Genomic DNA, 23,369 nt, shown 5'->3' with positions numbered 1-23,369 from the left:
AAAAACCGCCAGGTTAATCCTCTATCCATCTACGGGGTGTATTTTTTTCCAGTTAAACACATGCTTATTTCCGATTCGAAGACAGCCTTAACTGGAACCGGAATTTCGCATCATCTCCATACCACATCGGAAAATTGGTTCCCCAAATATTGTTATGCAGATTGAAATGCCATCCCGTATCCAGTGAAACAAAGGAATTGTCGAATTGGAGCAGCCTTTTTTGGCCTGGAGCGGCAAGTGCGGAGTCAAGCGGTACAATTGCAGCTGAACCATCCGTGCCTTCATAGGCCACACCGTTATGAAGCGCATGCAGATTGCGATTGCCGTCCTTAACGACCCGTAGCGGCGAAATCGCGTATCCAAGCTTGTCCATTGTCCATAGGTTTGGATTATCCAGCTTCAGCGCGCAGCCGAACCAGCTTGCTTCTGGCAGACGGTTCGCGTCTTTGTCGAACCACTGCAAACAAACGTCGATTTCCCCTGCCTTATGAAACGCATATTCAAGCTCCAATTCTTTCGGCGCACCGTATTGTTCATAGGCCTGCTCAGGCATACGAAGCCGAAGCGTGTAGCGTTCGACAGCTTCGCCTCCGCGCCACCGCATATCAATTACTTGTGGATGGAATACCTGGTTGCTTGGAAGCGGTCTAACAAACTCAAAGCCTGGCTTGCTGAAATCCGCATCCGCCCATGGATGCGTGATCGGCAAATTCTGCATATAAGTGCGGAAATAACGTCCATAATCGTCCGTACCGAAATTCTCGTACGCATAAGCGCCAAACGGATGGTTCTCGTCTACCCACTCCTTGCCATTGCTGTCCGTTAAACGGATCAGCGCTCCGTTTTCACCGAATGCCAGCTCATAGCCTCCGCTGGAATACGTCTGGCGAATGTTGCGCTGCTCCAATCCCGATACATCCGTCTTCGAAGGAATTAACTGCTCCAGTGCACGCATTGCTTCCTGCTGCTTGTCATTCTCCAGATATGCGACAGCCTGATCGACATACTGCCGCTGTTCCTTCCAAGAGCTCTCGATCATCGAGTAGGAGCGTACGCTTTGCTCTGCTGAGAACAGATCGCTGGAATGCCGGTCGAACTCATCCATGGCAAACGCGCCGATATAACCGAATTTCGCAGGCATGTCTTCAAGGTTCACAATGTCTATGCCCCTTGCCTCGTTGAAATCCGCTTTGGAGTAGTTTCGGAAATCGGGAAGCCATTTCTTTACATCCAGTCCCCACGTATGCTCGGCAACGAGCATGAGCGCCTTGCTCATCTCTTTGTATTCCAAATCAGATACCTTCATCCGTCCCTGTGCCAGCCAATCCTTGCGCAGGCGGAGCAGTTCCCGGTAACGGGCAAGCTTCATCGGGTCCGTGCCAGCCCCGTGAATCCAAGTATCGCCCAGCTCTTCGCGTACGACAGGCAAGCTCCCGCTTACCGCAAGCAAACGCTCGGCGAATGCATCCATCGTCGAAGCGACGACTTCAGCGCCGGGATACGCGTTGCGAAACTGTTCGAACTGCTCGCGAATCTCTGCCGTGCTAGGCGGGCCGCAATTGTCGCCTGTATGCGCGAATACGAGTACTTCGTCCAGCTCGTCCAGCTCCAGCGCTTCGCCATATGTACCTGCATAGTTAACGATGATTTCCGAGCCGTCATCCGCCTGCCATCGGAACAGACGAGGCACGTCAGGGCGCTTCGAAGCCGGATTGACGCCTAAGTGAAGGTAGCGCAAGCCAGCTTGCTGCATATGAGGAACCATGCCAAGCGTATGCCCAGGCACATCGGTCATTTTGGCAGCAATCGTCGTTTTGCCAAAACGCGCGTCCAGCTCTTGGCTTAACGATATCCCGAAGCTCAACAGCTCGGGATCCATAAGCTCCGTATGCGTCGTAAAAGGCAATCCGTGCCAAGCGATATGCCCCTTGGCAATCGCGTTCTCCATCCGTTTTATTCCCTCGGGGGAAGCCGCTTCGAGATAATGGTGGATGAGCCACGAGCCCGTGGTCCATACAAAGCGTTCGCTTCCGCCTGCCGTTTCCAGCTTTTCTGACAGCTCGATGGCTTTCGGAATGTATTCCTCCATGTACTGCTTAATGACATGCTCGGCCAAATGCGTGAAACCGATATCCAGATGCGTTTTAAAAATGACATGTACTTTCTTGATTTTCCCCATGCTGTTTATCTACCTCCAATGTTCTTCATTTCTTAGTCCGGAACGAAGCCGACCCATTTATTAAACCGGTTTAAAATTTGTCCAAGTTCGCTCCCGTTGACTTGGAAGACTCTGCCATAAGTCTCTCTTGGACGTGAGGCTTCGTAAAAATCATGCAGAACAAAGCCACTTCCTACATCGTAGGATAAGCTTGTTTTCGCAAATAAACAAGATCCTGCCCAAAAAAAATGCTTCCAAAGATGCTGAACGAACCAAATATCCATCATCCTCGTTGTACGGTTCGATTCGCCAGCGTGCCCTTTTCTCCGTGTCGTAAAGCATGACATTTCCCATATGAAGCGCTTTTAAATCGGTAACGCCACCACACGCACGCTGTATTTAATAGTCTATCATGCGGTGCTGTCCCGCTCCTACCCTGTAAGCCTTTATGCGAGACTGTTCAAAGTCGACGGCCATGATGTCAAAAGCAGCCTCTGAGCCAGTGCCTTCCTCGCGTTCAGGAGAATCCGCAAACTCTTTATGCGTACATGCGTTTAGCGATGAAACCATTGGAATTTCATCCCTAAACACGATTTGGTCATGATGGACATGCCCGAACAAGCAGCTTAACACCGTTCCCTTGCCTTGTTCAGAGAAATCGGCAGCCACTTGGTAAGTGAAATCCCCTTCTCCACCTTCCGAACTGAAGCAATTCCCTTCACGAAAAGCTTTTACAATTCCCCAAAGCGCGCTGCCGTTGCGCACCGAATGGTCAGCTCCGAATATGCCGTCCTGTGTAATGGCAATATGTGACGCGAGCAGAACTCGCCAGCCAGCTTTACCCACTAGCGCAAGCGCTTCGTCCGCAAGCCAATTCATTTGGCTATTGGAAAATGCATAATCCCATTGACCATTATACGTTAACGTCCCATTATCGGTATGCGTGTATGGAATATCGGTGCAATCCAGTACGATTACTCTCGTTTTCTTATCAGGGAAGTCCATATAATAATATAAACCGGACGGATGATTGCGATTAAATTTGGCCTTCCCCTGAACCGGTGCGAGCGTAATCCCGCGAGATTCATCCGGGTACACGACATTTGCCGCGCTTCCGCTGTGAAGCTCGTAGTCATAGATTGAGTTGTCGTCATGATTTCCTTTCACCATAAGGAGAGGGGCATCCGAAGCTGCCAGCGCTTCGACGATTTCCTTCTGGGCGGCTATAACCTCGGACTTCGGACCATTAATGCTGATATCGCCTCCGCAAACAATAAAGTCGAGTGGCAGCAGGCTCGCTACTTGCTGAATCATAGTTGCTGAGCGCAGCATATTGCCGCCTTTTCGATGATGCAGGTCAGTAATAAAAACAAAATTCAACGTATCATCGGTCAAGCAGGCAGATAGTTCTTGCACGGCTATGTCTAACAAATTCGAATAGATTTCCTCGATGTCACCCATTTCCTTGTCCCCTTCATCTTTTATTGACGTATAAGCAGCATGTATACCGGTTAATGGTATGACACGCCGGTTGCAGCAATGTCACCGGTTAAGCACTCCAATGCTAGCGCTCATTTTCAACGGGCCGTCTTGAGCCCCATCGCCAAGTCTACGCGACGGGTCGTAATCGAGCGGACACCGCTCGCGGCCAAGGCCGCTATCTGCTCCGATTCGTTGACCGTCCACGTATAGATGAACAGTCCGCAGTCACTAGCAGAGGCGAGCAGCTCTTCCCGAACGTGGCGGTGCTGGATGTTGATTCCGAAGCAGGCTGCGGCCACCGCATCCTCGATTGTCCGCTTCACAGCCTCGGAATACGCCACGGCATCGAACAAATCTGCGTCGGCATTAAGCAGTCTCGGAAGCCAAGGTGCCTCGGCTCTCGCCAGAAGCGCCCGGTTCGCGCCGCAGCCGCTCAGGAAAGCTCGCTTTTCCAGCCCGAATTTGCGCACGGCGGCGGCTGTTGGGGCGATAGCTTCGTCTACTTTGATATCCAGATTCACATGGCAGCCGGCGCTGCGAACGATTGCAAGCAGCTCGTCGAGCGCTGCGAGGCGGATCGTCTGGCTGCCTGCGGCATGCGCCGGAATAATGTCCAAATGGCGAAGCTCGTCGTAGGTGGATAATGAGATGCCCATCCGATTACCATCCTTCAGCGATACCCATTCGTCATGGAACAGCACGGGAACGCCATCGCGCGTAATGCGAATATCATCCTCGACAATGTCGGCCCCAAGTGCGATTCCAGCAAGGGCAGAGCCAGCCGTATTGTCCGGCTCGCCCATGCAGCCGGTATGTGCCGTAATTAAAGGAAATGCCATTACCGATTCACTCCTCTCGTACATTAGCCGCTTAGCAGCAGCTGCAGCTTGGCATTGCTGTCTGTTTCCTTGCATAATTGAAATAAAAAAACATCACTTAGCTTGGTAAGGAAGGGTGCCGAATTCCACGCTGCCGTACAGAAATGATGTCGTCACCATCATAGAGCAAACGCACATCTGGATCAACTGCAAAATGTTAATCAACCGGTTTTTCAATCATTACGGTTTTTCAAGAATCAAACGACATGCTCGCTTCAACGAAATGGTATTTTCATCGATGCCACATCTTTTATGTTTGATAATCTCTAGACAAACAAAGACCGTTGGATATGGCATGAACCATATCTAACGGTCTAGTCTTACCATTTTATCGGCTTATTTCACAACGACCCGCACTCGGCATAAGTTCGGCACCTGCGTAAAGAGGTCGCTGCCGCTCCTGTTCGACGCTGCCCGCAATACGACAAAATATGTGCCTGGCATGGAAAATGCATATGTCCCCTCAATCACGGCTTGCGATCCCTCTTCGTTCAAATGGCGTATATCCGCTTTAACCGGGAAGTCAGCCTTCCCTTCAAAATCCCATTCCGCGACAACGATCCTCCCCGTATTCGGCGGAACTTCGACTACCGCTTTGAAATGAACTTTTTCGTGAACCAAAGCTTCTGCACGTTCACTGCCATTTGCCGTAAGGGCAATGACGGGTTGAATGCCTTTGCGGTCCGCCGCGCTGTAGGGAACCACAACTTGTCCGTCTACAACTTCGTAGTTTGTGCTGGCTGGAGGTGCAATTCCCCGCTCCACCCAATCGCTCAAATCCAGAAGCGCCTGATGCAGTGCTGGTACATACGTCACGATATGAAGCTCATCTAGCGCGCCGTTCGAGCTCGTATCCGCGTGTAAAGCGTGATCCACATACCAAAGCCTAAAGCTTTCATCCAATTTTCCACCTAAATGTTCTTGTGCCTTGCTGCGATACCAGTCCGCTTGCCAAGGGAATGCGCTCTCGTCCAAAAGCGTCTGCACGACGATCATTTTCCCTTGAAACCGACCGCTTTGCAAGGAACCCGCGCCCCCGAAAGCAACGGCCGGCCCTACGAGAAACGGGCGCTGCGGATACAACGGCTCGCCGTTCTCATCCCGGAATTGATCCCATACCGCATAGTCGCTGGAAGGAACCTGATGCCGGTGATAGGTTTGAATGGCGATGTAATCCGAGTTGTCGAGCATGATTTCATCACCTGCTTTCACAGCTTCCAAGGCTTGAAGCGACGCGAAGAAGCCAAATGCCGAACCAATCGTGACAACGTTTCCGTCCAATCGTCCGAGCGGGATTTTCAGACCTGCCGCCTCACCGCTAATGACTCTGATAAACGCGCCATCGAGATAAGCATCCCCTCCAGGTACGCTCTCCACTTTAAAAGAAGGAATGCTTTCCTCCGCTTCCGTCAGCATTTTCCAAGCTTCGTCAACACCCATATTGCTCGCTGAAGAGGACTCCGTCTTCCCTTGCTTACGCGGTCGCACAACCTCTGATACGACCGTCTTGAATTGGAGCCGAGCCTTTGAAGCTGAGCTATCGGGATCGGCACCAAGGTATCCGGGAACGGTCCAGAACTCATCGAAATACGCTGAATCCATCTTCATCACGGCAGGCGTCAGCACCGTAAGGGCGCCGTCGCCAATCTCTTCGTGAGCAAACCATGCTTTGGGAGGAAAGCCCAATCGCGTAACTTCTTCAAGCGCTTGCCGTTCTTCCTCGTTCAAGTCGGCGTACATATCCCCGCCGCCACCCGGCTCGATTGCGTCGATAATGCCTGGGAATTTATTTTTGAGAATTCTCATGGCGTGGACGCGAGCTGTGAACACGTTCGGGATCGCCATAGGCGTTCCGATGACGAACGGTACGGCACCATCCCAAATGCCGGTCGTATTTTCTATGAAGCTCATCGTTTTAAATCCGCCGCCGCTTCCGCCATAAATGTAACCGTATGGGCGATGCGGTCCGAACAGTTCTGTCGCTTTCACCCGCGAATACAGCGCCACCGCAGCGCTAGCTCGGTACACGAGCGTAACATCAGAGGATGCGCCTCCCATGTTGGTTTCTACCAGATAAGAGCCCCTGGTTATGGCAAACCCAATTTTATTATCAATGCCATCAACGTGGGATTGAGCCGCGTTCTCGCTGCCTTGCACAGGATAAACCGGTTGAAAGAATCGTCCCCTATAGTTCTCTTCGAGCGGAAAATAAAACGAAAACCTCGTTTCGGTGCCTGTGAATCCGCCATGCATATACCGATGGCGCACGGGCTCCTCTCTCCATTCGTCCATGTCCACATAAGGACTCTGGAATTGCGGGTCCTGTTGACCGTCATATAACGTATTGTGGTTGTTTGCTTGATTCGTATCAGGAATGGACATTAAGCATTTCTCCTTCTTTCTGCCAGTTCTTTTGAAATACGCGACTGCTTCTCCTCCGTCAGATCAAACCAGACCATGCATATGGCGAATGCGCCGAACACGGCAGGGAGCACCCCGATCAATATTTTCAGCCCGAACAATGTTCCGTCGCTTTGCACCACGTCCGGCACGTATCCGATCACCGTAAGCGCTCCTGCCGCGATCGCTCCGGACAACGCCGTCGCAAACGTTTGGATAAAGCCGTTGAATGAGCTCATAAACGCATTTAAGTTCAGCCCGCTCTTCCATTCGGTGTAATCGATCGCCGCGGGCATCATCACTCCCTGCGCCGGACTCGCGAATCCGCCGATAAGGCTTGTGATTACAGATACGGCAATAAGCATCATGAGGCCGGTCGTGCCGGACGGGATAAATAAAAAGACTGGGCATGTAATGAGATTGATGAATACGCCTGCGAGTACCGTATTTCTCAATCCGAAGCGTCTTATTACCCTTTGGCTGAATGCTACTCCGAACAGTGTCGGGATGAGGACAACGATTCCTATAATCGCCATTAAGCCTTCATTGTTGAAAAAATATTTGTAAAAATGAATCTGGACGCCGGAACGAATACCGGAGGATATGGCGCTTGAGAACAAATAGACATATAAAATGATCGCGTATTTGTTCGAGAACGTAGCGGCAAACATCTGTCTGAAAGTAGGCGATTTTTTATCTTTTTTTACGGCTACAAGATAACGCTCCTTCACTCGTACCGATTGAAAAATGGATATTACAATGGTTATGACTGCCGCCGCTGCCATGAAAATGGAAAAGCCTTTGCTATCATCTCCTCCGCCTAATGCTTTGTACAAAGGAACCGTCCCAACCTGCACAATTAGCGCACCAATGAGAATGAACAGAAAACCGAGCTGGGCGATTGTGATTCGCTCTTCGATTCGCTTGGTCACGGCCGGCACAACCGCTTGGCTGGGGATCGTTATGACGGAAGCGAACAAGCTATAGATCGCATAGGTCACGACAGCGTAAACCATTTTGCCGGATTCGCTTAAATCGGGAACCGTAAAGGTTAACCATCCAGCGATGGCGAAAGGTACGCCAAGGATAAGAAACCAAGGCGTATATTTCCCCCACGGCGTGGTGATTTTATCCAGCATCGCTCCAAAAATCGGAGCCAACAGTGCATCCGCTATTCGGGAAATAAGGAATAAGGCCGCTATAAAAGCCGGACTGATTTTCATAAAGTCCGTGTAGAAAAACAACAAATACATTTGAATCATTTGATAATGAAACGTATTAGGCGCATTCCCAATAACCAGCCCAATCTTTTCGCTTAATGTAAGCCTCGGCCGTTCACCATCATCGTCAACCTTTTGTCCAATTACTTCAGCAGCTGCCATAAATCTCCCCCTCATGACGCATTCATGTAAGCCTTTACATTTGAATTATGTCACACACAATCTTTCAAGTATGGTATTTTACGTATATTAATTGTACGAAAAGAGGATGAATGAATGGAATCCGCGGGAGAATTAACTGATCTGGACTATTTGTGCAAATACGTTCATGAAAGCTTGCAGCTGCCTGTTTTCTGCAAATGGACTTACGACAACCATCAGGAATTCATCTGGAGCGCTGAGCTTGCCGTTCATCCAACGTATCCGGATTCAGCCGATCTCTTCCGGTTTGCCGCAGCGAACGGAAAGAAATTAAACCGCCCGATTATATTCGAGACCCATGATTTGGAGCAGTTTGCCGTAGTACCTGCGATGCGTAATGGGCAATGTATGGCTGTCATCGTCATAGGCCCGACCATCAGACGGAATACTAGCGAATTAAATCGCGATTGGTTGATTGAGCACGGCATCCTTGTCCAGGATAGGCCGAAATGGATGGAATATATGAACAGTCTCCCGCTTGTTGACCACTTTCGTTTCCTGCATATTTGCGTCTTGGCGAACTGGATCGTGAATCGGGAGCCTCTTGACATTACGGACGTTCTCCAGTCCACAATGCAATCCAGGCTAGCCGCTCAACAGCAGGAAAACGAACTGGAACTAGCCGACCGGCGGGAGTATTCTATTTTTCATGATGGAATCGTTGGCGTGAATCAGATGTTGGCACTCATTACGCGCGGGGACAAAAAAGAGTTGATGAAGCAATTGATCAAAGCAACCAACGGGATCAATGCCGTTGGGGTTCAATCGAAACGAAGCCAAATACGAAGTGTTAAAAACCCAGCGATTTGCGGCATCGCCTTAAGCAGCCGCGCAGCAATCGAAGGTGGCGTGTATCAGGAGCTGGCGATGACGTTATGCGATCTGCATGTTCAGCATATCGAGGAATTGAACGAATTAGGCGCGATTGAGACTGCCGTTTTCACCGCCATTTCGGATTTTGCCGATCGAGTCAACCAATGCCGAAACAACAACCATTCTAAGCCGGTCCAGGTATGTAAAGAGTATATTTATCTGCATATCTTCGAAGAATTGACCTTGCAGCTGCTATCTGAGCTATCCGGACTTAACCCTCATTATTTGTCACAACTGTTCAAAAAGGAAACGGGCCTGACTCTGATGAGCTATATCCAGCGAGAACGAATCGAGGAAGCCAAGAAGCTGCTTGACCACTCGGGCGACACGATGTCGAGAATCGGTGAGCGACTAACTTTCTACGATCAAGCTCATTTCGTCAAAGCATTTAAAAAACATACAGGCATGACGCCGAAACAGTACCGTAACCGCCAGTCATTACATCTATAAAGACCGCAGCTGCATGATCCGCACGCAGCGCTGCACAACCTTCAAACGACAACAAGCCCTGCGCGTTACGCAGGGCTTTCAATGGGCAATGCAAACGAACAATCATTGTGGCTAGCTGCGGGAGAAGCGCGCACGCTGTGCGATCGTCAAAGCTTGTCCGACTCTTTCTTAAGTTCGTCGATAGCCGAGGCCAAAAACGCAAGCCCAAGCCCCTGCCCCCAGCCCTGCGCCCATTTCCGGTCAATGCCAAGGTAGCCGGCGATATCGTTCATAACGGCGGTGCCGCCTGATACGTTCCTTACGCGGCCGTTGTCCGCGATGTTCGCGAGTACGCCGTCAAGAGCCTTCTGCACATGCTTCCCATGCAGCGGGTTTCCTTGCGTAATCATTGCCGCCGCAATGCCTGCCGTAGCTGATACTTCCCCATAGGCTTCCGGATAATCAAGCACGGTGCCCCAGAGACCGTCTTCCTTCTGCAGCTTCTTAACCGCAGCAAGCTGATCGCGCAATGAGCTCCATATATGCATCATTGGAGGATATAGATAAGCTTCCGGCAAAATACTGGCCGCTCTGGACATCGTATAAGCCGCCCAGGCATTGGCTCGCGCCCAATACATGCCGGACATGTGATCCTGCTTGATATGGTTGTAGCCGTGATACCACAACCCGTCGTTCTCGTCCTGCAAGTAATTGATATGCCAGAAAAATTGATGCAGAGCGTCCTCTACGAGATGTTTTTTGTCAAACATGATGCCCGCGCGCAGCATGAAATACGCCGCCATGAATAGCGTATCCGCCCAGCACTGCTCAGGGAAATCGTTTTTGGCCGACACCGTATGCTGGAGCACCCGGTCGCCGAAACGCAATGCTTTATTTTCCAGATAATCGATCTTGCTGAAAATAAGCTCCGCATACCGCTCGTCCTTCGTCTGCTCGTACAAAGTGAGCAGCATATGTCCCATCGCGCAAGTATTGACCGTCCATACCGGAAGCCCTGCCTCGATGTATTCGTCCACCCAAGCGATCATTCGATCCAAATAAGCTTGTTCTCCCGTCACTTCGTATGCCCGACTAACGCCGTAGTAGGCGACTCCGCCCGGCCAGTCCCACGTCAGGTCCATGCCGAACGTATACTCCGCCACGCGTCCGACGATTTGCTTCAGGTCATTCTCTTTTGCGCTAATTTTCAACTTGATCATCCCTTCTTAGTTGATTCCTATGTTTAATTGATTTGTATGATAAAACCGCAGTATACTTCTTTATTGTAAGCGTTAATTTTATGCGGTCCCATATAAAAATATAGAAATGACATATAAGAATATGGAGGTTTTCATGAAGAAACGAATCGTTCCGCCTTCGCCAGCGGAGTTGCTGCCGCTGCAGCTCGAATCGATTGGCGTCAGTCCCAAACAAGAGATGATGGACCGACCAAATGGCTACCCTTATTTTCACTGGCTTCAAACGCTCGGAGGCGAAGGCGAGCTATCGACGAATGGCCAAACCTGGAAAATGACGGAGCACTCAGGTGTGCTGCTATCTACGGGAACGCCGCATCGCTACGAAGCAAAAAACGGCTTTTGGCATACCGGATTTATTACGTTTCACGGGAGCATGGCGGCAAGCTTCATCCAATCTTTCGGTTGGAAAATTGCGGAGCGCTTCCAGTGGGAAGCCGGCAATGACCGAATATCGACATTATTGGCAGACATGCTAGTGACCGCCGAGTCTGGTGGCGACCCGTCGGGCTGGCAATTTTCATCCGATTTGTACCGTTTCCTTACGCTGCTGCGAACCGATGCCCGAACGGACAACCGGCCATCTATATCGAAACGGCTGGAGCGGATTCAAATTTTGCTGGACTGGCTTGAAGCAGAATTCGCCGATCCCGGAATCGGCTTAGCCGAGATGGCAGCCTTGCTTGAGATCGGCGAAAGGCAGCTGAACGAAAAGTTTCGGGAACTTTTTGGCCAGACGGCCTACGCGTACTTGATTCAACTGAGGATCCGGAAAGCGAAGGAATGGCTTCCTTCCCGCCCCGACTGGACGGTACGCCGAATTGGCGAAGCGGTCGGATTCCGCGATGCGAGCCATTTCGTGGCCACGTTTCGCCGGAAAGAAGGCATGACGCCGGAAACTTATCGCAGGCTTTATAGTATGGAGACGAGTTCATGAATCCTTTTCGCAAAACTGGCCAGACTTGGCCAAATAAAGAATGACCATTGACACAAACGTATTCGTTAGTATACATTTGTATACATAATCATGAAGTAATTAGACTGATCTTTTTTAAATATGCACTCACGCTTAGAAAAAGGAGGTTACTCATATGAAACATGATGAACGCCACGATCACAGGAAACAGGGAAGACACCACGAGGGACATGGCGGCAAGGGCCAGAAGCATGCGGGTGCCCAGACATTTCGCCGCGGGCGGGCGCTTGAATTTTTGCAGAGGCTGGACGTGAAGCGCACGACACTTATCCAACAGCTAGAACAGCCTGAATTGAAGGCTATCCATCAGGTTATCGCCGGAGAGTTAAAAGCAATTGAAATGGTCCGGAACGAGTTCATTGATTTATTTGGCCTTCATGATGAGAACGTGATCGCCGGAACCGAATTCGAAGAGAACCACTCCTCTGCTGCTCCACTTCAAGGTGAATCGGAAACAGAAAACGGGGAAAGCGAATAAAATATCCGCTAGACGCTACCCTGCAGGACAATACTCAAAAAAAATCACAAAACCACAAGGAGGTTTTTTAACTTGAATATGATTGAAATCATCTCTACTCGTCGTAACATTAAAAACTTTAAACCTGATCCCGTGAATGTAGAACAAATGAATACTTGGCTGCAAGCTGCCACAATGGCTCCTAATCATAAACTAACCGAGCCATGGGAAGTGTATTGGGTCGGTGAGGAGACAAGAGCAAAGCTCAATCACAAAACCAACTTCTTCAATGCCCCTATCGTTATTGTCGTAATCTCTAAGCATGGTGCAAACGAGTTGGAAACGAAAGAAAATGCGATCGCAACAGCTTGCTTCGTGCAAAACTTCATCTTATCCGCATGGGCAGAAGGAGTAGGGACATTCTGGTCCTCCATGGCAATGGCTCCAAAAATGCGGGAAATTCTAGGTGTGCCATCAGACTATGAGGTTATCGGGATATTTGGTGTAGGTTATCCAGAGGAAGTCAATGCGCCACGAGAGCGCATAGCTATTCAACAAAAAATGAAGCACCTTTCGTAAAATAAACAGGAAAAACGCCCTTGGACAATAAAAGGGCGTTTTTGTTATTTTATATGCTAGGCCATCATTACATCCGAATAGCACCAACGACAGCATGTGGAACGTACGTCTCTTCCAGCGAAGCAATTTCCTCTGGTGTCAACGTTATGGACAGCGATGCAACCGCATCTTCCAGATGGGACATTTTCGTTGCGCCAAAAATCGGAGCCGTTACCGGTTCCTTCTGCAATAACCAAGCAAGGGAAATTTGAGCGCGGGGAACACCGCGTTTTTCTGCGATTGCTGCAAGCCGCTCTACTACGGATCTGTCTGTAGGGGCAGCCGCATCGTACTTGGATTTTTGAGCTAGATCCGTTTCGGAGCGATATGTCGATTCCGACCAATCACGCGCCAACCTTCCTGATGCCAGCGGGCTGTAAGGAATGACGCCGATCTTTTCTTCCTTGCACAGCGGCATCATCTCTCTTTCTTCTTCGCGGTAGATAAGATTTAAATGGTTTTGCATGGATACAAACCGGGTCCATCCGTTTTTTTCGGCTGTAAACAATGCCTTCTGGAACTGCCAGGCAAACATGGCAGATGCACCAATGTATCTTGCTTTGCCAGCCTTCACGACATCATGCAAAGCTTCCATCGTTTCTTCAATCGGAGTATGATAATCCCAGCGATGGATTTGATATAGATCTACGTAATCCGTTCCAAGCCGTTTGAGGCTTTTATCTATTTCACTCATAATTGCCTTGCGCGAGAGGCCGGCGCCGTTTGGACCTTGATGCATACGGAAATGAACCTTGGTCGCAATGACGATTTCATCTCGGTTCGCATACTCTTTTAAAGCGCGGCCAACAATTTCTTCGCTTGTTCCGTCTGAATACACATTCGCGGTATCAAAAAAATTAATGCCAAGCTCAAGCGATTTTTTGATAAAGGGGCGGCTCTGCTCTTCATCAAGCACCCAAGGATGCGTCCAGCGCTCCGCTACGCCATAGCTCATGCAGCCAAGACAAAGACGAGATACGTCCAAGCCTGTATTTCCGAGCTTTACATATTCCATTTCATTGTTCCTCGCTTTCAACTTCATATTTTTTCATCGATTGCCTCTCCCCATACCCTAGGCGATCGTGCTTTCTGTTCAGGGATATAATGGCGGCAGCTCTACGTCCATTTTATCCGCAACTAGCGTGTAGAACTCAGGAAACCTCGGATTTGCTGGACTAGCTATTTCTTCGAATGTCCTTATAAATAATCCAGCCGCCCCGATTGCAGCAATAATCTCTCCGACTGTCCAGCTTCGCACCAAAACCTTGCCCAATTCAGAGCGCTCATTCTCGGGCAGCAGCTTAGCAAAAGCCACTTCTCCCTCTTTCAGCTGTTCATCAAAGTAAAAACCATTAGGCTCTGTGAGGTTGGGCGTATTCATCCATGCACGAGCGAACGGATGGAAGTCAGTCAAAATCAACCGGCCATTTTTCCTTAATTTACGACGGACGACAGCAAAGATGGAGCCGAGATCCGCAAAATAGTGCAAAATGCCAAATTCCATTAAGACGATGTCATACTCACCTAGCATCTCCTCTTTTGGGATATGCAAGACATCGGCACAGATATATTCGAGCTCGACGCCTGCGGCTGCGGCTGTCTGAATCGCGTACATCCGGTTTTCTTCTGATATATCCACTACGGTAACAGCAGCACCTAACAATGCCAGCGAAATGGCTTTACGACCATGCGAGCCAAGGAGGTTAATGACTTTTTTGCCTGCTGGATCTCCCATATACTTCAGCCAATACCGGAGATGATGCCTGTGATCCCGCTTCAGCAGTACGGCGAGCTCATCTGGCGTTCCATATTGTAAAACCCAAGCCTTATACGCTTTCGTTTCCCACGCAAACTTGTTCGCAATAGCCATCTCTTCCTGCACCTACGCACCTCCGGAATCATATGTCGCCTGCCGTTGGTATATAGTACCACTAATGCTGCAAGTGTCAATATTTTTCACCTTCCGGCTAGAGAAAAATGACGTTCGGTCTGCGAGCAGCTTTGCTACAAAAAAGAAGAACTACCCTTTACGGATAATTCTTCCCGGATCTATTCAGATAACGCCATGCTATCGCGCACATCCAAACTTCTCATTGCTGCTTATGTGACAGGGATACTGTTTTCCTCTATAATGACAAACCCCCAGCTTTCTAGATCGATTGGCTCGCCCGAACCGATGTTACGGCCTGACAATAGCTCTATCCCGTTCCCATGAGGGTAAAGGAAGCGATTTGAATCGTTTGAATAGTTAAAGTAATATCGAATGGTCCGCCCCGCTTCATTCACTCCGCTCTTAACGATCAACGGGAAGCGAAGGTCCTGGTCAGGACCGTATAATCCTGCCGCTTTGCAAGCTCTCTCTAACACTTTGCCCGCGACCTCAGCGCTCGGCATGCAGCCGATATAAGTAGCCGTGCCAAGGCCGTACCGGTTTTCCGTTATTGCTGCATAAGTCCCCCAGTGAGGATGGTCATACCATGCGAGGACCTCCGCCGTTGTTGGCGTAAGAAGCTCCATCCACACATCGATGCGGTTTGACTTTTCTTCAACGTCAAAAGGATTTCCCTTTAGCGAAACCTTATTGGGTTGCACGAACTGACTATAACGGACGCCGCATGCCTTCTCTATTATTCCGGGCTGCATACCCGTTCGGACCTTAATATGCTCGTTAGCGAACCCGCTCTTGAACGTATATACGACATGGCCGCCATTCTCCACGTATTGGTTTAGTTGTTCCAGAAGATCATCTGAAGCCGCGTAAAGCGCCGGAACGACGATCAGGTCATACTTCTCAAACCGATCAGCAGAGCTTGGATTCAATATATCGCAGCCAATATTCATCTCATACAGCCGGTCATAGAGCAAGCGTACGATTTCGTTATAGCCTACTTCTCCTCCAGGCAGCTTAAACCATTCCATTGCGGTTAACGCTTCATTGCTGACAAGCAAGGCGGCACGGTTTTCCTTTTTCAAATGAATGAGCTGGGAAGACAGACGTTTGAAATCCCGACCAATTGTAATCGCTTCTTCATAAGTCGGATTCGTCCCCAAGTCATGGCTGAGCAAGCCTTTCCAATACGTTTCGATGGAGTTATGAATCGAATGCCAGTGCCAATATTCGACCATATCGGCACCCGAAGCCAGATGGCTAAAGGCTTGAAGCCGCAGCTGCCCGGGATAAGGCGTCCAATTCGGAAAGGCCTGCGCTTGTGTCTCAAGCACGTAGTAATTGCTCCCCTTTAGGGAACGAGTGGAGTCGCCTCCAAACGAAATTTCCTTGCCTGTCAGCTCATCCTGCGAGGGATGATAAATATCTACGCCTGCAATATCAAGTGCCTTCGATGCTTCGAAGTGGTCTACGTCCTTCTGGACACCAAACGAATAGCCCCGCCAGTCAAAATCGAAGTTATGCGTCACAAACTGATCAGAACGTTTATACTCATTCACTATGGAAACTTGCCAAGCTAGAAATTCGGTAACCAGCTGTCGCTGGAAACGGGAAAACTCGGCACCGAGACTGCCATTGATTGTACCGACAGCAGACGGGAAATCCTCCCAGCTATTTATTCGGTTACTCCAATAATCGAGGCCATAATGCTGGTTCAGCTGCTCTACCGTACCGAACTTTTCTTTCATGTATTTAATGAACCGAAATTGAACATTAGGGCCGCTTGTCCCATAATGCTTCGTTTCGTTGTCCACCTGATAACCAATAACCGCCGGATAGCTGCATACCCTTGCAATCAGCTTGCGAATGATCCTCTCCGCATAAAAAAGATAAGTCGAATTGATGATATCCATATTCTGTCTGGCGCCATAACGGCCCGGTCCGTTCGGCGTCTCCGCGAGAACGTCTGGATGCTCTTTAACCATCCATGTCGGCACGGCATACGTCGGCGTTCCGACGATAACATGAATGCCGGCCTTATGCATAGCGTCCAGCACGCGGTCAACGCTCGTAAAGTCGAAGATCCCGTTTTGCGGTTCGTGAGTGCTCCATGTCGATTCAGCAATGCGCACGAGATTAATGCCGGCAGCCTTCATCATGCGAATGTCTTCCTCAAGCCGCTCATAAGGCATATACTCGTCGTAATACGCCACGCCGTATAATAATTGTTGCATCTTCCGTCTCTCCTTTTAAGGCATCTTATTTTTTGGTCACTTTTATTTTAAAGGACGATTGAACATGTATAAATGACAAAAACATGCGACCTCTATTAAAATATTGTCATTCCTATTATTCTAATCAACTAAGAAATAGTGATATCATTAGTAATCATACAAAATATTGCGATACAAGGAGATCGTCATGAACGAACATATCTTTCTGCCTAAGCCACTATTCACAAGACATGTTTGCTTTCCGGATTATATCGGCGGTTTCAGCGATTATCCCGAACATATCGTCAACCGTGAATTCCAAACCAAAGAATTTGATCTCCACCGCAATTATAATTTGCATATTGTGCTGGGTGGCAAAGGATACCTAGTCACGGAAGGTAAACGTTATGAGGTATTGAAAGGTCAAGGTTTTTTATATGGGCCCGGCATGCGGCAACGATATCATTCGGATACCAGCGAGCCTTGGAGCATTCGGTGGGTTCATTTTTTCGGGGAGCGGCTAGAGGAGCTTTTAGATGGCAGAGGCCTTGATGAGCCTTGGTTATTTTCCTTAACTGACTTATTGCCCATCGAGGGCTTAATCAATAAATTGCTGGCAGTAGGCAGAACCTATCAGATTGATGATGAATATGCCGTAGCTGCTGCTTTGTACGAGCTTTTAACAAGGCTCCAAACAACCTCCGATCGACTGAATGTTCCGATTAATTATGCTTCCGATAAAATCCGTGCCGCAGCCAATTACGTTCGGACCCATAGTCATGAATCTTTCTCTATCGAAAAAGCAGCCGCTCTCGCCGGATACAGCACGCATTATTTCAGCCGCAAATTCGGGCAGACGTTCGGGCAATCTTTTCCGGATTTTTTGCTGGAATCCCGCCTTATCCAAGCCAAACGCCTGCTTGCTTCAACTCGGCTATCCGTTAAGCAGATCGCACTCGAAACAGGCTTCTCCCAAGCGAGCTACTTCAGCTCCTGCTTCCGTCAGCTTGAGGGAATGACGCCTTTAGACTTCCGAAGCATGCATCTAATCGGTGAAGAGCAATAGGGATCGACAAAAAGAAGCGGATGTCCAAGACGATCCGCTTCTTCTTTATGCAAATGGTAAAAACAGTTATTGCACGCACGCTATTCGCAATCATTTTAAGGCATAGTAGGCTATCGTTTTAAACTTTCTTTTAAATATTGCTCGCTATTACGTTGTTCCGCCGGTTTTGCTTGTAATGACGACTTTTCCAATCTGAGGATTCCAAGCGTTGGTCGTGTTTTGCATGAAAACAATTTTCAGGTACTTGGTCCCCGCTGGCAACGATGCATTAAAGCTTGCTTTATTCCAGCTTCCCGAGGTGCCAAGCAGTTCAGTTTTTACAGGTGTCATTTGCGTGTAGGTGATATTGTCCGGCGACGAGTAAAAGTGAAAGTCTGTGATGGGCTCACTAGGCAAATACCAAGAATCTATTGAAAACTTTTCCATATCCAGGTTTGCAAATGACTTGTAGACGATATGCTCATTTAAGTTTTTATACCGTGCCACCCTCGATGTGTCGCCTTCCATCCTATGCGCATTGGCAATGTCAAACAACAGGCTCGCCGTGCGGGAAAATATATTCGTATAATCATTCAGGTCATCGACTACCGTCACCGTGCTGATCGGAGGAGAAGGCGGTGCTAACGGATCATACTGAATGGATAGCTTATGGGAACTCCCATCCTTAACTTGTGTGTTAACTTCGAACTTGAGCGTAGGACTGAGCTGCAAGATGGTGACGGACGGGTCTTTTGAAATAACAAAATTACCTGCCTTAGCAATTTCGTACGTAATCTTGTTCTGCAAATGCGTCGGATCGGATACGGCGATATCCAGTACCCCCGCTTGCTCCTTCAGCATGATAGAGGAAGCATTATACGCGACAAGATCGCCAGCAATGCCTGCCGTCCAGAAATTAGCGCCCGTAATACCCAATACTTTATCCTTTACCGCTTGCACATTCGGATCATTCACGATAATTTCAATGTCCGGATTGCTGCTGTAAGCGGTCGTTTGCGCTGCGTTCTTGTTCGGCAGAACGACGTACGCATAATCTTTATTGACAGGGTTAACGCCGTGATCAAACCAAAGCGTCGCATATTTTTTGGTTACGAAGCCGAGTCCCGTGTTGCTTATATCCAGCCAGCTGCCTTTTCTGGCTTCTCTCAGCCCTTTAATTGCCGCAGGCTGCGGGAAATAATATCCGCCTGTGCCTTCCAAATACACGGATGAGACAACGGTCATATCCTCCTTCCAGCCGAGCCCCGCCGGTTTGGCCACTCCATTAACGACCAGCTCCTCGTTCCCGTTATATTGGATCGTATGGTGTAAGGGATTCAACACCGCCCCAAGCGGATTAGGCGCGTAGAATTGAATTTCTGAGAGTCGGTTGTAAAGATCGGCATCATTCCCGTGGAATACGATTTTCATATATCTGGCCGTTGTATCCGGGAAATCATAAGCGACTATTTCCGAGGTCAACACATTGTTCTGGCCGCTGAATACAGTCGTCCATGTGGCGTCATCGGTAGAGGCTTGAATATCAAAAGAATAATGTCTTGATAGGCCAGCAAAAAAGCTTATTCCCGCATATCCGACCTGCATGCTGCTGCCAAGGTCATATTTCAAAAACTGTCCATCGCCTAACGATGAATACCGCGTAAAAACATCGGAATCGATCGTTTCCAGACGGTTCGTCGTAGACAGTGCAGTCAAAGGGGCCACCGAAAGCGGGATAATGACATTCCCCTGCGTATTCGGAGCATAAATGTGAAGCTCGGTCATGTGGTTAAAATCGTTCGACGTATTTCCATAGCCAATAACCTTTACGTATCTGGCCTGAGTGTCAGGGAAATCATACACGTTCATATCGGCCGCGCTTCCACCTGTCGTTGACTCGCCGCTAAAGACCGTGGTCCATGTGGTATTGTTGCTCGACACTTTGATATCGAATGTGGTTGCTCTAGCTGTCTGGCTGAGGAAATTGATACCCAAATAACCGATTGGCTGCACTTTGCCAAGATCATATTGGATCCACTCCCCTTCGCCTAAGGAGGACCATCTGGAATCCAGGTTGTTATCCAGCGTATTGTGCGGCAGATTGCCATCGTTGCTGCTGTCGCTTACGGCATATACTTTATGCCGCAAAGGTTCATTTGCGATTGGGGTAGACGCTGGAGAATAAATATCAATCCCCTTGGCCGTGCTCGCTTTGTTTAGCATCCGATTCTCAATCGTCGTCTCGATTTTCCTGCCGTCCGTACTGTTGATTCCACTGCCTAGGGCGACAATTTCATCGTCAAACATAAACCAGGATTTTTTGGCTTTCAGCGAGTTGCCAGCCGCTTTCAAATCCATTCCAACTGTCGCGTAGGATTGGAGCAGCTCCGTTCCTCCTGTCCACGTATTGGGACTTAAATAATTCATGTTTGAATTATTGGCTCTCGTCATTGTATCCACCGTTGTGCCGGGCAATCGGTACAAGTTGACCGTTGGCCAATAGTCGGTATACTGTATGAGGTCTTGATTGTACAGGTATGTCATGCCTTCGCTCGTATACCAGCCCTTTTTATTATCGCCTATGCCATCCGTTGAAATGACGGATTCGTAATTGGCCATGCGCTTCGAGGACATGCTGACACCGTATCCAAACCCCTCTTTCAGATGGACCGCCCTGTCCATCCCCGCGAACACTTTCGTCAATACCTGCTCGCCTCTCGGAATGACATTCGGGTCATTCAACACAGACTTTGCCAATAGCATAATGCTCAAATTCAGATCTTTATAAAATCCGACCAAGCTATTCTGCTGCATCCAATACTTCACCATTTCTTTCATTCTTTGACCGTCGGCAGGTGGCGCCGACTCTGACAACCGCAAAATCGCGCCCATAATTTTATGTCCCGTCACCTGATCTTGATTGTAGGATCTAGCAATTTCCCGGCCTCTAACCATATCCATCATGGCACCTTTGTATATCAAAGGCTCATAGGAGTCGTACACCCATTGGTACACATTGTCTAGTTCCGCGTAAGTCGGATACCATTGCGAGCCGCCCAGCAGGTAGATGATATTCGAGATATCCTGAATCAGGGCTGCTCCGTACCCGCCGTTGTAGGCGAAATTCTGATGCTGCACGAAAGAGCCGTCTTTATAGAAGCCGTCTCCTGATGTCACGTAATCCATCACTTGGGATAACGCGTCCCTTGCGTTCGACAATTTGGTATCCGATTTCAAAATAATGCCTTGCACAGCGAGATAGGAAGCTTTCCAGACGCGGTTAGCGCCCGTAATTTCTGCGCTTGGGACATTTGGATTATGCATCGTAACCTTGGTATGGTCCGGCGAGAAATGTTGAATCATGTTCATATAATTGGTAATTCTCACCGGTGTCTCCATCAGTTCGTCATACATGAGCAACACGGCATCGGAGAGCTGTATCGGCGTACCGATCTCCAAGTCATACCAGTTAATCCACGTATGCTCCGGATACACCGTTTCATTGTAACGATTCACATACATCCATTCCAGCGCGTCGAGAATATCCGTTTTAAGTGCTGCATTGCCATAAAGACTTGAGCCGACGCTCTTATAAGCGATTGCCATCTCCTTGATTCGCAAATAGTTTTGCGTCAAATATTTGGGATTGCTAATTAAATTGGCATCATAAAGATCAGCCCACAAGTAAAGCCTGTCTGGCGACTTATTCAAGTTGCCCCAGCTGGTTTGGTCCAGCATATTGACTTTATGGGCCACGTCCGGATCAGAGTTATCATATCCAGTTCCTCCGGTCAGAGTAGCCATGTACTTGATTCTTAGTTCGTCGTATGCATCATTCGCGTCTGCGCTTACGCTTATATTCAATGTACCCGCTTGTCCAAAAACCGAGAAGATTAGAGCCAAAATCAAGAGAATGCCTAGCCTTGGCCTGAATTTTTTCAACATACGAAACACCGTTCCTTTCAAATTTAACGATTCTTCATTTTTAGTGCTCCTAACACCTTCCGCGCTGTTTTGTCTGCAGCCTTAAAATGAATGCGTTTTCATTTTGCGTGAAGCCTTTTCGTCATCCGTACACCCCCTTTCGACTTTCATTATTTCATCCAATATGAGGATTGAACATGGCTGCTTTTCAATAACATGAACTTATATTAGCCATCATGAGCAATAAAAAAGGGAATCCATCATATGGACTCCCTTTTTCATTGCTCATGCATCTCAACAAACGAACTTCTACGCTGTTCCGTCTATGCAATTAGTCCCCGATAGGCTCGTATGTAAAGACAGGCGCCTGGAAGGGATTTCAAGTAAGCAGTGTCGAATATATAAATGGCAGATCCCTTGCTCGAAACAGCTTCACACCATCCGGAAGGAGTGATCCTACTTGCGGTTCCTGAGAACGGATATTCGCCAACCGTTAGCATTTATTTCAGCAGGACATTTGCATTCGCGTCGCTCTTGGACACATTCCCGCCGCGTGATCGACAGCTTCGAGATTATTATCGGCGTCAAGGGAACGCAGTATATTCAGCAGCAGAACGACCGTTTCGAAGTCGGACCGGGAAACGCGCTGCTTATTTTGCCAGGCGAAACGCATTTCGGTTATCAGCCGAGCGAAGGTGAGCTTACGTTCTACTGGGTGCATTTCCTATGTCCCGGGAACGCAATCATTTGCAAGGAGGAGGAGTGGCTGGAGGATAGGATCCAGAGGGAGTCCGAAGGGCAGCATGCGGTCAAAAACGAATATGCGTATTTGCCTCTATTTTTCCGATGCGGCCATCCAGACAAAATTGATATCCTGTTCCACCAGCTTCAGCATTTGGCCAATTCCAAGCTTATTCACCATTCTGCCCTGCACTATAGGATGACTTCTTTATTTTTGGAGCTTGCAGAGCAAGCGGATTCGGGCCATGCAACCGGCGCCCTCATACCGCCTGATCCGTTGGTTGCCGAAATCGTAGAATGGATTCGCATCCATACGGCGGAGCCGCTTACTGCTTCCATTATCGCTGACAAATACGGCTACAACCGGGACTATCTTTCCAGACAATTCAAGCGCTTTTTGGGCAGAAACCTTCATGAGTATATTTTGGCGCAAAAATTGTTCAAAGCGAAGTCACTGCTTGCCGGAACCAACCGAACCGTCAAGCAGATTGCGCATGACGTAGGCATCCCGGACGAAAAATATTTCATACGTCTCTTTCGCAAGCATGAGCATCTTACGCCAACCGGCTATCGCAATGCCTACTATCTGAAACATATGAACGTCGAATAA

16 protein-coding genes are annotated in these 23,369 nt (G+C 48.8%); 6 read left to right on the top strand and 10 right to left on the bottom strand.

The window, feature by feature from the left end; all coding sequences use genetic code 11:
* Positions 1-64: 64 nt before the first annotated feature.
* The 5 genes from FHS16_RS23420 to FHS16_RS23400 form a co-directional block, all read right to left on the bottom strand.
* Entirely contained in the window at positions 65-2,179 is a 2,115-nt protein-coding gene (locus tag FHS16_RS23420; RefSeq protein ID WP_183568643.1) for a DUF5054 domain-containing protein, read from the bottom strand.
* Positions 2,180-2,557: 378 nt separating this feature from the next.
* Complete coding sequence (locus FHS16_RS23415) at positions 2,558-3,619, bottom strand: metallophosphoesterase family protein (protein WP_183568640.1); 1,062 nt, start codon at positions 3,617-3,619, stop codon at positions 2,558-2,560.
* Between the two features lie 116 nt (positions 3,620-3,735).
* Entirely contained in the window at positions 3,736-4,479 is a 744-nt protein-coding gene (locus FHS16_RS23410) for a glycerophosphodiester phosphodiesterase (RefSeq protein WP_183568636.1), read from the bottom strand.
* A gap of 375 nt (positions 4,480-4,854) precedes the next feature.
* Entirely contained in the window at positions 4,855-6,900 is a 2,046-nt protein-coding gene (locus FHS16_RS23405; RefSeq protein ID WP_183568633.1) for a hypothetical protein, read from the bottom strand.
* A complete protein-coding gene (locus FHS16_RS23400; protein WP_183568630.1) occupies positions 6,900-8,300 on the bottom strand; it encodes an MFS transporter in 1,401 nt (466 codons plus the stop codon). The genes FHS16_RS23405 and FHS16_RS23400 overlap by 1 nt, the downstream gene beginning before the upstream one ends.
* A 114-nt stretch (positions 8,301-8,414) precedes the next feature.
* On the opposite strand from FHS16_RS23400, the gene FHS16_RS23395 reads away from it, so the two are divergent.
* Entirely contained in the window at positions 8,415-9,662 is a 1,248-nt protein-coding gene (locus FHS16_RS23395) for a helix-turn-helix domain-containing protein (RefSeq protein ID WP_183568627.1), read from the top strand.
* A gap of 146 nt (positions 9,663-9,808) precedes the next feature.
* Here FHS16_RS23395 and FHS16_RS23390 read toward each other — a convergent pair whose 3' ends face one another.
* Positions 9,809-10,852 (bottom strand): glycoside hydrolase family 88/105 protein, encoded by a 1,044-nt coding sequence (locus FHS16_RS23390; RefSeq protein ID WP_376769697.1) that lies wholly within the window; start codon positions 10,850-10,852, stop codon positions 9,809-9,811.
* Positions 10,853-10,994: 142 nt separating this feature from the next.
* On the opposite strand from FHS16_RS23390, the gene FHS16_RS23385 reads away from it, so the two are divergent.
* The 3 genes from FHS16_RS23385 to FHS16_RS23375 all read left to right on the top strand — a co-directional run bounded on the left by FHS16_RS23385 (position 10,995) and on the right by FHS16_RS23375 (position 12,909).
* Positions 10,995-11,834, top strand: a complete 840-nt coding sequence (locus FHS16_RS23385) for an AraC family transcriptional regulator (RefSeq protein WP_183568621.1) — start codon at positions 10,995-10,997, stop codon at positions 11,832-11,834.
* Positions 11,835-11,988: 154 nt separating this feature from the next.
* On the top strand, positions 11,989-12,351 hold the full coding sequence (locus FHS16_RS23380; protein ID WP_183568618.1) for a hypothetical protein: 363 nt from the start codon (positions 11,989-11,991) through the stop codon (positions 12,349-12,351).
* Positions 12,352-12,429: 78 nt separating this feature from the next.
* Complete coding sequence (locus tag FHS16_RS23375; protein ID WP_312891058.1) at positions 12,430-12,909, top strand: nitroreductase family protein; 480 nt, start codon at positions 12,430-12,432, stop codon at positions 12,907-12,909.
* Positions 12,910-12,976: 67 nt separating this feature from the next.
* On the opposite strand, the gene FHS16_RS23370 is transcribed toward FHS16_RS23375, so the two are convergent.
* The 3 genes from FHS16_RS23370 to FHS16_RS23360 all read right to left on the bottom strand — a co-directional run bounded on the left by FHS16_RS23370 (position 12,977) and on the right by FHS16_RS23360 (position 17,070).
* Positions 12,977-13,963 (bottom strand): aldo/keto reductase, encoded by a 987-nt coding sequence (locus FHS16_RS23370; RefSeq protein WP_183568612.1) that lies wholly within the window; start codon positions 13,961-13,963, stop codon positions 12,977-12,979.
* 78 nt (positions 13,964-14,041) lie between these two features.
* Positions 14,042-14,830 (bottom strand): class I SAM-dependent methyltransferase, encoded by a 789-nt coding sequence (locus FHS16_RS23365; RefSeq protein ID WP_183568609.1) that lies wholly within the window; start codon positions 14,828-14,830, stop codon positions 14,042-14,044.
* Between the two features lie 218 nt (positions 14,831-15,048).
* A complete protein-coding gene (locus FHS16_RS23360) occupies positions 15,049-17,070 on the bottom strand; it encodes a beta-galactosidase (RefSeq protein WP_183568606.1) in 2,022 nt (673 codons plus the stop codon).
* Positions 17,071-17,257: 187 nt separating this feature from the next.
* On the opposite strand from FHS16_RS23360, the gene FHS16_RS23355 reads away from it, so the two are divergent.
* The gene (locus FHS16_RS23355; protein WP_183568603.1) at positions 17,258-18,115 is read left to right on the top strand and encodes a helix-turn-helix transcriptional regulator; all 858 of its coding nucleotides are present in this window, start codon (positions 17,258-17,260) and stop codon (positions 18,113-18,115) included.
* 147 nt (positions 18,116-18,262) lie between these two features.
* Here the strand turns inward: FHS16_RS23355 and FHS16_RS23350 are convergent, their stop codons facing one another.
* Positions 18,263-22,039 (bottom strand): polysaccharide lyase family 8 super-sandwich domain-containing protein, encoded by a 3,777-nt coding sequence (locus FHS16_RS23350; protein WP_183568600.1) that lies wholly within the window; start codon positions 22,037-22,039, stop codon positions 18,263-18,265.
* A 439-nt stretch (positions 22,040-22,478) separates the two neighbouring features.
* On the opposite strand from FHS16_RS23350, the gene FHS16_RS23345 reads away from it, so the two are divergent.
* Complete coding sequence (locus FHS16_RS23345) at positions 22,479-23,369, top strand: AraC family transcriptional regulator (protein WP_183568598.1); 891 nt, start codon at positions 22,479-22,481, stop codon at positions 23,367-23,369.

This window comes from Paenibacillus endophyticus (genome assembly GCF_014192395.1).
Taxonomy (GTDB): domain Bacteria; phylum Bacillota; class Bacilli; order Paenibacillales; family Paenibacillaceae; genus Pristimantibacillus; species Pristimantibacillus endophyticus.
This window is presented reverse-complemented; position numbering and strand designations above follow the sequence as displayed.

Excerpts from the sequence above, each read along its gene's own strand:
- FHS16_RS23405 (WP_183568633.1), bottom strand. The coding sequence starts at position 6,900 with ATGTCCATTCCTGATACGAATCAAGCAAACAACCACAATACGTTATAT.
- FHS16_RS23370 (WP_183568612.1), bottom strand. The coding sequence starts at position 13,963 with ATGGAATATGTAAAGCTCGGAAATACAGGCTTGGACGTATCTCGTCTT.
- FHS16_RS23350 (WP_183568600.1), bottom strand. The coding sequence starts at position 22,039 with ATGTTGAAAAAATTCAGGCCAAGGCTAGGCATTCTCTTGATTTTGGCT.
- FHS16_RS23415 (WP_183568640.1), bottom strand. The coding sequence starts at position 3,619 with ATGGGTGACATCGAGGAAATCTATTCGAATTTGTTAGACATAGCCGTG.
- FHS16_RS23395 (WP_183568627.1), top strand. The coding sequence starts at position 8,415 with ATGGAATCCGCGGGAGAATTAACTGATCTGGACTATTTGTGCAAATAC.
- FHS16_RS23380 (WP_183568618.1), top strand. The coding sequence starts at position 11,989 with ATGAAACATGATGAACGCCACGATCACAGGAAACAGGGAAGACACCAC.
- FHS16_RS23410 (WP_183568636.1), bottom strand. The coding sequence starts at position 4,479 with ATGGCATTTCCTTTAATTACGGCACATACCGGCTGCATGGGCGAGCCG.
- FHS16_RS23355 (WP_183568603.1), top strand. The coding sequence starts at position 17,258 with ATGAACGAACATATCTTTCTGCCTAAGCCACTATTCACAAGACATGTT.
- FHS16_RS23385 (WP_183568621.1), top strand. The coding sequence starts at position 10,995 with ATGAAGAAACGAATCGTTCCGCCTTCGCCAGCGGAGTTGCTGCCGCTG.
- FHS16_RS23360 (WP_183568606.1), bottom strand. The coding sequence starts at position 17,070 with ATGCAACAATTATTATACGGCGTGGCGTATTACGACGAGTATATGCCT.
- FHS16_RS23420 (WP_183568643.1), bottom strand. The coding sequence starts at position 2,179 with ATGGGGAAAATCAAGAAAGTACATGTCATTTTTAAAACGCATCTGGAT.
- FHS16_RS23400 (WP_183568630.1), bottom strand. The coding sequence starts at position 8,300 with ATGGCAGCTGCTGAAGTAATTGGACAAAAGGTTGACGATGATGGTGAA.
- FHS16_RS23375 (WP_312891058.1), top strand. The coding sequence starts at position 12,430 with ATGATTGAAATCATCTCTACTCGTCGTAACATTAAAAACTTTAAACCT.